A 536-nucleotide genomic window follows, 5' to 3' on the forward strand; every position below is an offset into this window, starting at 1 on the left:
TTCACGAGAGGGACAGGGCCCCATAATTATTAAATAAATCAATAACTTAAAATCCAACAGCGTCGACCTACCACCCCTCTTTCAACCGCCCTTAGAGTGCGCGGTTTAGGACTGCAGGAGACCACCACTTGGAGGCGTTGGACTGTTTTTTTCGCAGTCCAAGAATTCAGAAGGTCCAGACCTCGGCCTTGCCGCCGGCCTCGCCCAGGGCGTTCGCCACCCAGCCGCACACCTCGCGCGCCGCCGTTTCCGCACCCGCCGGCGGATTGACCACCACCATGGCGCAGCCGTTCATCTTCATCGGATTGGTCAGGGGCCTCAGCCGCGCCTCCGCCACCAGCGTCGGCCCCGCCCGCCCCTGCAGCTTGCGGATGAAGGCGTCGAAGGTCTCCAGATCCTTCAGCGGCGTCCAGATCGCCACGGTCGCCGACGGATCGCGCCGCACGATGGCGACCGCCGTCTCGGCCGCACGGATATAGTCGTCGGGCTTTTCGAACGGCGGGTCGATCAGCACCAGCGGCCCGCGCGCCCTGGCC

General features: G+C 64.0%; 1 protein-coding gene. It reads right to left on the minus strand.

From position 1 onward, the window contains the following. Positions 1–166: 166 nt before the first annotated feature. A partial coding sequence (gene rlmJ, locus CVH10_RS17065) for a 23S rRNA (adenine(2030)-N(6))-methyltransferase RlmJ (RefSeq protein ID WP_146142964.1) occupies positions 167–536 on the minus strand: 370 nt, incomplete at its 5' end.

The organism is Halomonas sp. ND22Bw, assembly GCF_003011945.1.
Classification (GTDB): domain Bacteria; phylum Pseudomonadota; class Gammaproteobacteria; order Pseudomonadales; family Halomonadaceae; genus Halomonas; species Halomonas halophila.